Below are 13,132 nucleotides of genomic sequence, written 5' to 3'. Positions count from 1 at the left end.
TTGTTTCACCTCCTTCCTCAGAATGAAAATTCTTCGCTTAAGATATGCTCGTTCAAATCTGTGTCGCCTTCATCCAACATCGCTCGAACAAACGCATTTATGATTGCGGCAAGCAAGTCTATCCGCTGACTATCGTCCTTGTGTTTCTTGCTCAGTTTGATATTACCGTTGTTATCTACAACCTCGACGGCATTAGAAAGGCACCAAGTCAATAAAGGACTGCCATCATGAACAATCAATCCTTTGAGCACAAGATTTCTAAAGAACTTCGTCGGCTCTGATAGCGTCTGAACCCCTTGGCGAATCTCCACCCGTTGATAACCTTCTGCTTCAAGTTCTTGGGTGAAGTGTGTTGCATTGTACGGGTCATAACATATCTCTTCAATCGTCCAGCCCTCATCGGCTTCTAATTGCTGCATGTGGCTCTTGATGAATCTATAGTCTGTCACGGCTCCCTCGGTCAGCGTACACCAACCTTCTTCTGCCCAGGTATTGTACGGCACCCTATCAGAGTGTTCGTGCTGCGTGGCTCGTTCTTTCGGCATAAAGCCATGAGCCGTGACTGCATACCTTCCGTCACTTAGCTTGAAGACATTTGCGTCTGCGGTAAGGTCCGTCGTTTTTGCTAAATCCAAACCGCTCCAAGTTTTATGGTTGCGAACCAACGCCAAAAAAGCGTCCCGAGAAATACCGAGCGCCTTCCATTTATCCATAATACCGGACATATATTTTGTTTCACTGTCTGCTTGCCATCGGTTAACGCGTTTCGTCAACCATTCCCGAATTTTAGCCGGGTCACCAGTATTGTAAGCTTCGTCATGCTCTGCTTTAATCTGGTTATACAATTCTTCTGCGTATTCGTTTTCTTCTTGAAGAATCGGATTTGCTTTTACCCAATTGGATTCATCGTGCGGATCATCACCTTTATCCAGTTCACGAATCATCGCAAAAATTGTCTCGTTCATAGGGTTTTCACCTCGCATCATCTTACAAAGGGCATCATATTCCTTCTTACATGGACTGTTCTCTGCATCCTTCCCCGCTGTCGAGATGATCATCATGAGAGATTGCAGTCGCTTACCAAATCCGGAGAAAAGGACATCAAGAATATCCGAAGTTGGATGCGCATGATATTCGTCGATGATAACTAAACAAGGCGCGCCCGAGTCTTTATTTTTCGTATCCCTCGAAAGTGGACGCATCCACCCACCGCGGGTCGAATGCTCAATGTATGTTCGCTTAATTCGCAAGCGTTTCATAATATCCGGGCTGTGCTCGCCCATCTTCTGCGCGTCGCCCCATACCCGTTTTGCTTGCGTCTTATCTACCGCAGCACATTCAACCTCCGGGCTGTCCTCGTACCGCTTAAATGCAGGATTCCCAGGCGGATAAACACAATCGCCACACATGCCATACAGGGCAAGTCCGCTCATTTCGGTTGATTTGACATTACCGCGGGAGCGTAAATGAAATGCCTTTTTAAATCTTCGTTTTCCTGACTCGCGATGCACCCAACCGAACACAACACCTAAATCAAACTTTTGAAAGGGTAGTAACTCAATGAGCTGCCCGGAGAATGGTCCTCGCACATGTCGGCAACACTTTTCGAACCAATCAAATATGCGATCTGCACGTGATTCATCAAATACGTAAGGGAACTCATCCGTCCCTTGTCGCTTAAGATCGTTCAAATGACGTCTACATGCTAATTGCTCTAATTCACATCCCTTGCGCTTCCCGGTTATAATTTCCGCCGCGTAACGATGTGTGGGGTGAACGTCTTCCCATTCAGTCGAATAGGTCTTCATTCGGATCACCTTCCCCGTCCGCTATTTTCTTGGCGAGTCGGGCGCGGGCATCGGCGTTCAATCCGAGTTTATTGGAGTAAGCAAGTATGATTCGTGAATATCCTTGCGCTAGTTTGACATGAGCACTTACAACCGAATTCCCTTGAGCATTTACTTCGGTGTAACCGTGTTCTTCGATTAGCGTGTTTGCATATTGATATTTTGCGACCGCATCGCAATACGTTCCCAAAACATCTTCATCCACTTTATCCAATACGTCGAACTCTTCCATGTCCTTGACAGTCTTACGCCAAACCTTTCGTGCTTCATCTGTCAACCAATCCGGGACCTTAAGCTTCCTCTTCTTTTTGCGCTCAAATTTCTTTGCCGCTGCTTCGCGGTTTTCAACTTCTTTTTTTGTCCAATGTTTACCGCCGCCCTTTTTTCCAATCCTCATATGATTGAAGTCAATGACCTCATTCACGTGTGTCCACCTCCCTTCTCCCTCTAAAACTTCTGTCGGGGACTTTTTTTCACATTAGAGGGACACGCGGTCTCGCAATTTCTTAATAATAAAAATAGACCCCATGGGGGGTCTATTCATATAGTAGGACGGGAGTCTCTAAGAAGCTGTCCAGCTATTCATTTTTACATAATACTTCTTCTCATCGTCATAATAATTTACATCTATTAAACCCCTTCTTCTGAGTTTCTCTAAAGATTCCAGTGCTCTTTTTACAGTAATACTTAAGACATTTGAAATCGTAACTGCATCTAATGCTCCTCGGCTTATCAATAAATTGATAATCTGTAATTGGAGTGAAGATGTATTACTGTTTATATTATCCATAGTTAGTAATTCAGTAGATATCTTGAAATCCTTTATTTTTTCTTCAATAGGACTAAACTTCTCATTTATTAGTGATTCCACTGATTTCGAAGGGTCTTCTTTTTTGCTGACTTCTATAACCCCTGAAACTGATGATTCACCATTTGTAGGCGTTGAAATTTCTGTATTTTGCTCGGAAGGTTTTTTTGTTGCCTCTTTAGCAAGTGATATAATTTCCGCTTTAGATTCGGTAATAATATTGTTCATCTCATCAAATTGTTTTTTTAATGTATAGCTTCCTGCTAGTGTTTGCAAAAAGTTATCCTCATCTTTAAAATCACTTGGAGAGTATAAAACTTTTGGATTTAAATTTAATGTTAAGAAAAATATAACAACCAATAGAACAGGGAACACCATAACGAACCAAATAAAAATAAGCTGTATTTCTTCATTTATTAGCCCTAATGCTACTGTACTAGCAACCTCTGCTAAACCAGCAAAAATAGCAACAATAGTAAGTGGATTGCTTACTTTTTTTACTTTATCAACCATCCCGGATCCCCCCCTAAAAAACAACTCTCTATTTATATTAATCTAATCTATTTCAGAATGGGTTAACATTTTTACTGCCTCTGGTAAAACCTCGAAATTCTTAATATCTAATGCTTCAACAGCTCTAGGGTTCCTTTTTCTCCACTGAGATATTCTAGAGTCAAACGCGAAAAGCCAGTTCTTTTTATTCAAAATACTGACTTGCATTTTCAAGAAACTAATATCTTTTTTAAATTTATTAATTTCGTTTCTGAGTAGTTCTTTGTCTTTTATCTCTTCTTCTAATTGAGCTAAAAAAAGTTCTTCTAATGTTGATACTCTCTGAATTAACTTATTGACTTCATCAGTAGAAAATTGTTCATTCCCTATTCCGGATAATGACTGTTCCATCCCTTTTATTCTTTCAGTGCGTTGCTCCCTATTTTTTATAATTTCATTTACTTCATTAAATATTTTAAACTCAGTTTCTATATTATCTATCCACTTTCTTATTTCGAGTAGTACTTCTCCTTTATCAGTTAGTTCAATTGACTCTAGTTCTAATACTTTTCCCGGTCTCTTAGCGACTTTAAAAGAACCCTTTCTTATATATAATAAAAGAGAATATTTGGGTTGACCAGTAAAATACCTGTAGAATATATTAATCATTGGATTTCTAGCGTTATCTTTCCCTTCGGAAATAAGAAAATCATCAGCCGATAAATATGTACCACACAATGAGTCTTCTAACTCCTTTTGAAAAACCGCACTGATTATCAAATTATTCGCTCCCTCAATAGCATATAGTTATAGAAAATATACTATATATTAGAAAGATTTTCTAGCATTTTTGAGTATTTCCGAACCCACCATCCTCTCTTACCGTTTTTGAATTATGGCATGAGATACATAGCCCTTGCCAATTATCTCGGTCCCAAAATAGTAACTTGTCACCTTTGTGTGGTTTGATATGATCGACGACTGTTGCAGCGATTACCTTGTCTTGCATTGCACAGTATACACACAACGGGTGCTTAACTAAGTACCATACGCGAGCCTGGCGCCATTTGCTGTTATATCCGCGCTGTGATGCAGTTCCACGATAACGGTCATACTTATTTTTATCCTTAGTATGCGCTGAACAATAACGCTCTCTTGTTAGAATGCGACACCCAGTGTGGCTACATGGTTTCTGTGCGATCGGAGGCAATCTCTTCACCATCCTTGTGAACCTCAACATCTAATCCTTCATTGTCCATATGTGACTTAGTTGATGTAATGGTTAATGTGGTACCGTCATCGCATTCAATTGTCACAGTGTCAAATGACTGATCGACGTATCGCATTGCATAAACTATGGTCTTTCCAATAAGACACTTTAGCATCTCCATTCACTCCCAAAGCTCTTATTAGCTTTCTTAAGATCGATGCCTTGAACAGATGCCGACCCATCTAAACCAACTTGAATACTTTTCACTGCGATAATGCGATTGATTGGTCCTCTAAGTTCTCTTCGCCATGGAGCCAATGCTTCATCTGGTACGACATCGGCTATAAGCGTTATAGGCTTCTTACCATACAACCATCTTTGATGACTATTTCGATAATTCATACAGCGAATACCTTTTTCTTTGTATTGTCTTTCCATTACCGAGTTAGTAAGAACTACAATAGACTCGTTCTCCTTCGCAATCTCAATAATGGAGGATGTCGCCCCTTCTCTCCTTGTGTAATAAACAACTTGATAAGGGTATTCATCTATCATAGCTGCCCGAATGCGTTGTTCTATCGTTGGCGGTTGTGAGACATATTTATCAAATGGATCAACATCAATACCGATCCCCAATTCACACTCGATGCTATTACAAGTATCTATCAATCTTTTATCTAACATGGCGCCATGCGCGATTCCGTTATACCGTATTGTTCCTTTTTTTAAGCATTGAATAGCTAAGTCGCTTAATATACTCAAGTATTGAAGTTTATTTTTCACCACTTCTGACCTCATTTTATTTCCCCTTTTCAAGATATTTGTTCCCTCAAAACACGAACGCTTTGTGAACGTTTGAGTTATCCATATGTTATATTTTGTTGAACTCAGTGAGGAACCGAAAACCTGCTTGCTGATTGAGTTTAACCAACCTCACAGAAACGAGTTCCACCTATGCTCAATATGAGTAATTGATTACACTTTGAAGCGTTTTAGATGCATGTCCATCGTGTCTTGCTCGATGCCTATATAGCGTAATGTGACCTTTTCAGAACTATGATTAAATAGTTTCATGAGCATTGCCGGGTCCTTATATTGCTGATAGAAAAAATATCCGAATGTTTTCCTAAGAGTGTGGCAACCGATTTCTTCGAGTCTGAATTCATCAGCGACGCTGCGGAGAATCTTATAAGCCATAGATCGTGTGATAGGTCTATTAATACCTTCACGGCTTTTCACTAGATACTCAATCGGTTGCTTATCTTCCGTGTAAACATTCAATTCCTTTTTCAAATCTGGCGTAATGAGGATTCGCTTTGTCTTGCCTGTCTTCTGTTCTTTGAGAACGATGTGCGTCCCTTGTACATCACGTACCCGAAGCTTAAGCAAATCACTGATACGCAGACCTGTGTTGATCCCTAGCATGAACATCATGTAATTACGTTGATTCGTACCTCGTAAATAATCTTTAATGTCTGCTAAGATTTCCGGGTCTCTGATTGGCTGAACAAACTCTATTGTCGGTCACCCCCTCAATGCAAAATAAAAAAGCCGCTGAATAATCAGCGACCTAATGAATGGTAATTGTTTTCTCATTTCTAATTAAAATGCCGCCCCCGAAGGAGCGGCTATGGTGAAAGGAGAGAAACCAGTGTGATAGAGAATCAAACAACTTTCCCCCGCTTGTCCTACTCTTACAGCTCGTAGCCTTCACATGAGTACATTGTTGTGTCGGGTGTTCTTTTCAATTCTCTATGCTATAAGAATATCACCTGTAGAACCTAATGAACTGCAAGAACTCTGCAAAATAACTGCAAAATGTCTGCAACGGTTTTTTTAATTCTCGCAATACATTTCAAGACGAAGGGCGAACGCTAATCGATACATTGCTTTTGATTTGGCGTAATAATACGAACGTTCAGATTTTTCAAGCTCCACATACACATTAATATCAAAGACATATTCATCTTCCAGGTATCTCTTTTCGATGATTTGCCGTTGAAGCTTTGATAATCGGGAGACCGCACGCATAACTTCCTCATATTCTTTATACATTTCTTCTTCCCGGTCAACGTTCCATATTGCGATATCTTGAACTGGTTTTGATATCGCATTTGTGTTCCCATGTTCTCTGTTAGCATATGAAGGCGTGCTTTTGATTTCACGCCGAATGAATCCGAACTTTTTGTATATCCTAGCTGATTCAAGTCTTTCTTCTACGCGGCGCCATGTCTCTTTTTCATCGAACACGAACATGTTCATTTGTCCCATTACCCTGTCACCCCTTTAAATTTAGGTAACTGCCCGACGCATGGCAAATCGATTCGATGATAGCCCATCTGATAACCTAAATCTTGATCTATGATTGTGACGATCACATCCATATCTGCATCTTTGGCTATTCGTCTAATATCATGTAGCATCTTATCGACTTGTCCAATACCGTTATTTGACCGAGAAACTTCACCGTACACATTCAATAACGTTCGGTTCGCATAATAGCACGCATAAGCTCCATCTGTATAAGCTGGCGAACCACTGCATTGATGGATCACAGATTCTAATGCTTGCTTTAATTGAGACTCGCGACACTCCGCGGAATCCGCCCGTATCTTTTCTGCTTTGAATTCTTTTAACCATATATTCATACCTAGTAATCCTCCATTCCTAAAATGACATAACCCTCTTTTACATAATCCCGATCATTTAATATATAGGACACGCATTTGATTACACTATCACCTGTAAACTGCTGCGTTGTTGGATCAAACTCTTAAGTACAACAACATCACCTAGCTGATAATTCCGATCATTCTTTCTTACTTCGAATTTTTTCACTCCACTGATTACATCTATAAAGTATTCGGGCAATATTTTGAGTTCATGCCTCATCCCCTGTACCATGCTCTAAACCTCCATTTTTTTCGGTTTGGATACCCAGTTAAATCCTATGCCACCCCGACTGATTGGGCTTTCAATCAAATAACAAAATCCTTTGTGTATGTGGGGATTCACTATGATTTCCAAATCACCAAATTGAGTTTCTATATAACTGATTGAAGATAATTCTGAATTTTGAGATACATGCATATGGATTCGGTCTATCTTTTTCCCGGAATGAATAATAGGAGTAAGCGCTCTATGAATAAGTAACATCGCTTTACTGTTGACAAGAGGATTCATACAGCCCCCTGACCATCCGTTTCCTCAATGATCAAAACATCATCTACGATAACCATTTCAATTTGCTTTTCATTCTCCATCCCATTCGCGCCCCTTTCTTCTGGCTTGTATCAAAAACTTTCCGAACTTTTGCGAATCAATAATTATTGGCGCCTCATGCCCTACAAAGCCGATTTTTACCGATTCTCTATCAGCGGATTTGACCGCACTCCTTAAGAATCTAGCGTCACACACCACTGAAACATTAGCGCCTTCACAATTACTTAATGGAACAATATCAACACTTCTACCAAGCTGGCTCTTCGACATAATTGATAGAGTGTTATCCGCCAATTTAACTAATATTTCAACGATCCCGCCTTTCGCCCTATGCGCTGCAATGGTTGAAATATCTATAGATTTAACCAGGTCATCCACATTCACGATTGCCGAAGCGATGACTTCTTTATCCAGGAGTGAATCAACTGGCGGAAACTTCGCATCTAAAAGTCGCAAATAAAATGTATGCGTATCAGTTGCAAAGACGGCATCATTACCCTTGATGGCAAACCGTAGTGCATCGCCATCGTGAATGAATCCTTGCAATAGCTTCGCATGCTCTTCTGATATAACGATTTCGAACTCGGGACTATCTTGAATCTCTGTTCTCAAATGAGCCAACTGTGACCCATTGCAGCCCGTTACGCTTAAGCAATCACTTTCTAGTTTTAATCTGACGCCTGTTAGAGCCACGTTCGTACTATCCTTCTTGTCTACCGCATGCATTACGCACTTAATGAAACTTTTCAATACCTGCCCATCCAGTGTGAAGAGCCAATTTTCTGGCTTCTCCACTGTTCTTTTTGCGATGGCATCCAGGACCGAAACATCCATTTGAGTTTGTCCACTTTTGATTTTTGCCTTATTGCCTGTGCATGCGATACTTATTTCATCCGTACGCAATTTATCAATGATTTCAAAGAATAGATTAGCTTGCATAATAAGCGACCCAATGGCAACTATTTCGATATTCTCAACTATGAATGTACGAGTGACCGTGAACTCATTTGATATTGTGATTTCTAGGCTTTTTTCCGTCGCCTCTAAGAGCAATAATTTATTAGTTAGATTCAGATTCTTAAGATTATTTATGAGAGACAGTCGCGATACTTTTATTTGCATCCATACCCCTCCAAAGTGATTCGCAATCACTGACATTCCACCCAGGCCCATCCATTCTAGCTCCCGGATGATCGTCATCCTCTTGACAAAATTTGCACGGTCCAACCATCATCATCGAACTGCTAAATGCAACATCAACCTTTGATCCTTTGCAAATCATGCACATGTACGTCATCCCCCCAGGATTGAATCAATCTCTTCGCCGATTACGTCCGATAACAGGCACAACCTTCACAAACGGTTCGATACGTTCAAGGAGTCGTTCCGCCTTTTTAGGATCAATCCCTTCCTTTGCAGTTTTAGCGAAATGACTCTTAAGTTCGTTCAGAGTTAAATTAGATGTATAGATCGTTGTGAACTTCTCCATCCGATCGTTTAGGATAGAGCTGATAATTCCGTCACGAGTCCAATTAGAGTTTGGTTCTGCTCCGATATCATCAAATATTAAAACAGTGACATTTTTTAGAGCGTCCACCTTCTGTTGTACTGCATTATCTTTAATCGAATCCTTTATTTCTTCCAAGAAGTCCGGCACGTAGACAAGTGCGACGTCTACGCCTTGCTTCGCTAATTCATTAGCAATCGCTCCGGCTATACGACTTTTTCCGACCCCATAGGAACCGTACAAATAAAGACCTTTCTTGGTTTCGTTGGGTTTAAAGTCATTACAGAACCGAATACACTCGACGATTGCCGATCTTCGTTGTGAATCAATATCCAAATCATCAAATACAGAATTTTTGATATAATCTTTCACGTTATGACACTTAATCAATTTCTGAATATGCTGCTGTTTCAATTTCGCCTCCTGAAGCTTACAGGGACGCAATGCAAAATTTAGTTGATCCGGTTTTAGTTGATCTGGGACTGGAACCAATCGATGCCCTGGCATTTCATTTTGACAATCTTCTAAGCCCGGACATGAATTGCATCGCGTACAAGATTGAGCGTAATGAAATAAATCATTCTCCTTTGCCTTTCTATCTGGATATGAATCTTTCAAGGCAATTACATCTAGATGATTGTTCAACGCCTCCCGCATGCCTTTAAGCCGTTTTGAATAGTCGTTAGGCATGTACTTTACGATCTCTTCGATCACTCACTTCCACCCCTCTTTGCTTTAAGCTCTTCAAGCAATCTAAGCACCTCTTCGTCGCTTTGCTGTTCTTCTGTAGATGCTGCAATCTCTTCTATGAAATCCGACTCATTAACAGGAGCATCTTTTTGTTGAGCTTGAAGGCTAAACACGATTTGAGAACAATATTTCAAACTGTTTATCTTGTCCCGTGAATTCCTTGGTTTGTAATTATTAAAGGCTTTATCGATTCCATCCAAGACGATTTGTAAGGGCACCTTTTCTGTGAAAAATTCTTCTATCATGCTTTCATCAGAAATGGTTAGTTCTAAACCTACACCTCTTCGTTGGATGTACTTGGTTTCTACTTCCTTACGATACTTTTGCAGATCATTAAATTGATTGTTTTCTCCTAAACAACAACAATTGTCTTTAATACTGTCTTTAATACTGTCTTTAGACATCCGGTCCACCTTAGAGCGCCAAGGCATTGGGACATGTCGAACTTCCCGTTTTGGTAACTTTATACTTACCTTTTTGGTAAGTTTCTTGTTACCTTTTTGGTAACTTCCCGTTTTGGTAACTTCCCGTTTTGGTAAGTTTTTTTCTGTTAAGTTGAGGTGAAGTAACTCGTTGAAATCAACTGGATTCCAATCCTTCACAGCAGCAACTTGCCAAACATCATAATCTTTATTGAGAGCAAAGTTCATATTTTCACGCTCCCAAGTAATCACCTTGTATGTTTGTAAGAGTTTCAACTCTTTTGAAATATGAGTGGGACCGACACCGCATAATGAAAAATATTTCAATTTGGGTATGTGTGCATGTTTCTTCCTGCATCCATAAGATAATCGCAATATTAGCAATAGAATCTCTTTTTGACGCTTTGAGAAGTCACGACTTATTATTTCATCCCATAATTCATTTGCGATGCTCACAAAGCCATTTCCTAACTGCGGGCTTGCCATATCCCCCCTCCTTAACTTGGGGTTGCGCGAAATTGATAATAAGTGTTAAACTATCTTTGATTTTATTTGTAATTAACTTGTGAGATAGTTACGTTTGCCGACGTACCTATCTCTTTTCTTTAATCATGATTTCAATCCCCATGCATCAATGCAGATCCTTTCTATCTCTGCTAGTGTTAATAGATCGATCCAAACTTCGCCACATAATACACACAAGCGGTTTCCCACGCGCTTACCACATTTATATTTACCCATATTCTTTGTCCCCTTCCTCATTACTCACGCTTAGTTAGAATCTCTTTGATCATATGCCCGTTGCCTTCTTGGATTTCTCCGTCTGCCACCCTCTTAACCTTGTAGTGATAACCCGAGGTCATTTTCCTTTGACTTATCACAATCGCTTCCACTAAATTTCTACCATCCTGCACGTAACCGCCTAATAATTGGTTCTTAACTAACTTTGGTACTCGAACCTGATCACCCACTTCTGGAACCATTTTTTCATGCTGCAAATCCTTTACACGTTTGTTAACATCACGCTTAAGCATTGATAGTTGCTTCTTGGTCATCTTCAACGGATTAGAACAATAACTCGTGAAGTTGATAGCCCCAAGTACTTCATCGAATTTCACCTTTCTTTCTATGCATACAGATGCCATTTTCTCAACACATGAAACTCGACTTTTCCATTCAAATCCTCCGATACCTATTACTGACTCTTCGATATCAACATCAATCAATTGCGTTGCTTCCATTGCATTCACCCTCCCGTTTTGTTACTGGTCTCCAAAGACGAATCCAATCTATCGCACGATCATAATCAGCAACTAGTGTGTCGCGGTAAGAATTAATCCCGAAAATTCGTCTATAATCAGCCCATAATGCGGAGATTGTTTTCCGATAATCCGGGTGTGCTGCTGATCCTAACACCTTCGAAATACTGCGTTTTGCGAAATCATTAATGTTATTCTGATGCCGACTGTCACAAGTCATTTTGCTCTCAACACTGTTCATTCGCTGTTCTAGGCTACCGATCCGTTTATCTTGCTTGCCCGCCCCATGTGCAAAATTCGTACTAATCGCAATAAGACGTTCGATTTGCTCTTCTTGATTCCATTCTGGAACTTGTAGTGCTGTGCTCAATTTAATCCCTCCTAAATATCAATAATTTTCGTATGCCCATTCCAATGATCGAATACCCCTTTTATCTGCTCATCAAATTGGTGTAAAAACTGTTCGACCGCCTTATGTGCTTCGACATGACCTTCCACCATGGAATAGTTAAAAATCGCATTCATCTGTTCCGTAGTAACGAATGTGATGATATTTTTAAATGACTTTTTTAGCTCGCGAAGAGCATGTTCCGACTGATCTTTTTGAGTAACCTTTTCCTGATAACTGGACTCGATTTGTCGTTTTTCTCGCTCTAATTGAACGACCCTATTATTTAGCTCCTGAGCGGTGGACTTTAGTTCCGTGTAATCGTTCGGCTCTTGAACAATCAACTGCGGCGGTTTATCCTTTTCGCAAGTCCACAGTGCTTCAAAATGTTGTGCGTTCTTCTTCGCTTTCTCTGCTTCTTGCTTAACCTGTTTTTCTCGTTGCTCTGCTTCCTTTAACTTTTGTTTCACCTCCCTTAACTCACGAACGCTCATTTCATTCACTGTCTTTTCATCGCCTGTGGATGGCACTGAATGACTCTTTTGTATGAATTCGTGTCGATCAACCGATTCTGGAAGTGATAACATTTCGAATATCTTCCCGGTTGGCAAATGGTGCGATGTCGCATCGTTTCCAAATTGTTCGAAAGCTTGAATTAAACGTGTTGCTGTGCTTCGATCTATTTCCATCGACTCTATCCAGGGAATCCATTGACCATGTGTCAGATCATTTTCCTTTACGAATTTTAGTCGCCGTCCTATTTCGAATACCGCTTGTCCGGCTTGCTGCTTGTATATGTTTATCTCAGCGGTAATCTCATTAAGATTATTTGATTTTGATATTTGAGATTGATTCATGCACCTGCTCCTTTCATACTCTTACGTTCTTGTTCCTCCATCCATTTATCCAATGTAGATAATCTGAATTTCATTTTAGGTTTTAATGAACTCATCGCCCCAACAGGTATATAAGCAATTTGTTTTTCTCTCGCCATAATGTAAAGCATGGAAACAGAAACCCCGATGTACTCCGCCGCCTCTTCGACGGTCAATGTCGCTTTTGCGATTCGATTTTTATACATTTCATTTACTTGTGACTCTATCCATGGTTTTATTTCCGATATCAGGCATTCTTTCACCTCACCGATAAAATCTAATGTTGTCATGAAATCACTCCTTGCCATTATTTTTGAATTAAAAACAATAAATGTCATAATTTTTGACATAA

Annotated in this window: 17 protein-coding genes and 1 pseudogene; all 18 read right to left on the bottom strand. The window is 40.1% G+C overall.

Annotated features, from left to right (window positions below):
* Positions 1-17: 17 nt before the first annotated feature.
* On the bottom strand, positions 18-1,808 hold the full coding sequence (locus BVG16_RS13725) for a terminase large subunit (protein WP_078499244.1): 1,791 nt from the start codon (positions 1,806-1,808) through the stop codon (positions 18-20).
* A complete protein-coding gene (locus BVG16_RS13720) occupies positions 1,789-2,271 on the bottom strand; it encodes a phage terminase small subunit P27 family (RefSeq protein WP_233147034.1) in 483 nt (160 codons plus the stop codon). The genes BVG16_RS13725 and BVG16_RS13720 overlap by 20 nt, the downstream gene beginning before the upstream one ends.
* Positions 2,272-2,409: 138 nt before the next feature.
* Positions 2,410-3,168 (bottom strand): hypothetical protein, encoded by a 759-nt coding sequence (locus BVG16_RS13715; RefSeq protein ID WP_078499243.1) that lies wholly within the window; start codon positions 3,166-3,168, stop codon positions 2,410-2,412.
* A 42-nt stretch (positions 3,169-3,210) separates the two neighbouring features.
* Positions 3,211-3,927, bottom strand: a complete 717-nt coding sequence (locus tag BVG16_RS13710) for a hypothetical protein (protein ID WP_078499242.1) — start codon at positions 3,925-3,927, stop codon at positions 3,211-3,213.
* A 61-nt stretch (positions 3,928-3,988) separates the two neighbouring features.
* Positions 3,989-4,369, bottom strand: a complete 381-nt coding sequence (locus BVG16_RS13705; RefSeq protein ID WP_078499241.1) for an HNH endonuclease — start codon at positions 4,367-4,369, stop codon at positions 3,989-3,991.
* Positions 4,370-4,525: 156 nt separating this feature from the next.
* On the bottom strand, positions 4,526-5,140 hold the full coding sequence (locus BVG16_RS13700; RefSeq protein ID WP_144027387.1) for a hypothetical protein: 615 nt from the start codon (positions 5,138-5,140) through the stop codon (positions 4,526-4,528).
* A 192-nt stretch (positions 5,141-5,332) separates the two neighbouring features.
* Positions 5,333-5,875, bottom strand: a complete 543-nt coding sequence (locus BVG16_RS13695; protein WP_078499239.1) for a site-specific integrase — start codon at positions 5,873-5,875, stop codon at positions 5,333-5,335.
* A gap of 318 nt (positions 5,876-6,193) precedes the next feature.
* Entirely contained in the window at positions 6,194-6,628 is a 435-nt protein-coding gene (locus tag BVG16_RS13690) for an ArpU family phage packaging/lysis transcriptional regulator (protein ID WP_078499238.1), read from the bottom strand.
* Positions 6,628-7,005: a hypothetical protein gene (locus tag BVG16_RS13685; RefSeq protein WP_078499237.1), complete on the bottom strand. Its 378-nt coding sequence runs from the start codon at positions 7,003-7,005 to the stop codon at positions 6,628-6,630. The genes BVG16_RS13690 and BVG16_RS13685 overlap by 1 nt, the downstream gene beginning before the upstream one ends.
* 2 nt (positions 7,006-7,007) lie before the next feature.
* Positions 7,008-7,249: pseudogene (locus BVG16_RS13680) on the bottom strand (ASCH/PUA domain-containing protein).
* A 15-nt stretch (positions 7,250-7,264) separates the two neighbouring features.
* Complete coding sequence (locus BVG16_RS32805; RefSeq protein WP_078499236.1) at positions 7,265-7,540, bottom strand: hypothetical protein; 276 nt, start codon at positions 7,538-7,540, stop codon at positions 7,265-7,267.
* 69 nt (positions 7,541-7,609) lie between these two features.
* Positions 7,610-8,701: a DNA polymerase III subunit beta family protein gene (locus tag BVG16_RS13670; protein ID WP_158081695.1), complete on the bottom strand. Its 1,092-nt coding sequence runs from the start codon at positions 8,699-8,701 to the stop codon at positions 7,610-7,612.
* A gap of 190 nt (positions 8,702-8,891) precedes the next feature.
* Positions 8,892-9,800, bottom strand: coding sequence for an ATP-binding protein (locus BVG16_RS13665; RefSeq protein WP_233147033.1), 909 nt, complete (start codon positions 9,798-9,800; stop codon positions 8,892-8,894).
* On the bottom strand, positions 9,797-10,744 hold the full coding sequence (locus BVG16_RS13660) for a replication protein (protein ID WP_078499234.1): 948 nt from the start codon (positions 10,742-10,744) through the stop codon (positions 9,797-9,799). Before BVG16_RS13660 ends, BVG16_RS13665 begins: the two co-directional genes overlap by 4 nt.
* 275 nt (positions 10,745-11,019) lie before the next feature.
* The gene (locus tag BVG16_RS13655) at positions 11,020-11,499 is read right to left on the bottom strand and encodes a hypothetical protein (RefSeq protein WP_078499233.1); all 480 of its coding nucleotides are present in this window, start codon (positions 11,497-11,499) and stop codon (positions 11,020-11,022) included.
* Positions 11,477-11,887 carry an ORF6C domain-containing protein gene (locus BVG16_RS13650; protein WP_078499232.1) on the bottom strand — a complete coding sequence of 137 codons (411 nt, stop codon included), beginning with the start codon at positions 11,885-11,887 and terminating at the stop codon, positions 11,477-11,479. Before BVG16_RS13650 ends, BVG16_RS13655 begins: the two co-directional genes overlap by 23 nt.
* Before the next feature lie 11 nt (positions 11,888-11,898).
* Complete coding sequence (locus tag BVG16_RS13645; RefSeq protein WP_078499231.1) at positions 11,899-12,762, bottom strand: DUF3102 domain-containing protein; 864 nt, start codon at positions 12,760-12,762, stop codon at positions 11,899-11,901.
* Positions 12,759-13,070 carry a helix-turn-helix domain-containing protein gene (locus tag BVG16_RS13640; protein ID WP_158081694.1) on the bottom strand — a complete coding sequence of 104 codons (312 nt, stop codon included), beginning with the start codon at positions 13,068-13,070 and terminating at the stop codon, positions 12,759-12,761. The genes BVG16_RS13645 and BVG16_RS13640 overlap by 4 nt, the downstream gene beginning before the upstream one ends.
* Positions 13,071-13,132: the final 62 nt, after the last annotated feature.

This window comes from Paenibacillus selenitireducens (genome assembly GCF_002021565.1).
Taxonomy (GTDB): Bacteria; Bacillota; Bacilli; order Paenibacillales; family Paenibacillaceae; genus Paenibacillus_K; species Paenibacillus_K selenitireducens.
This window is presented reverse-complemented; position numbering and strand designations above follow the sequence as displayed.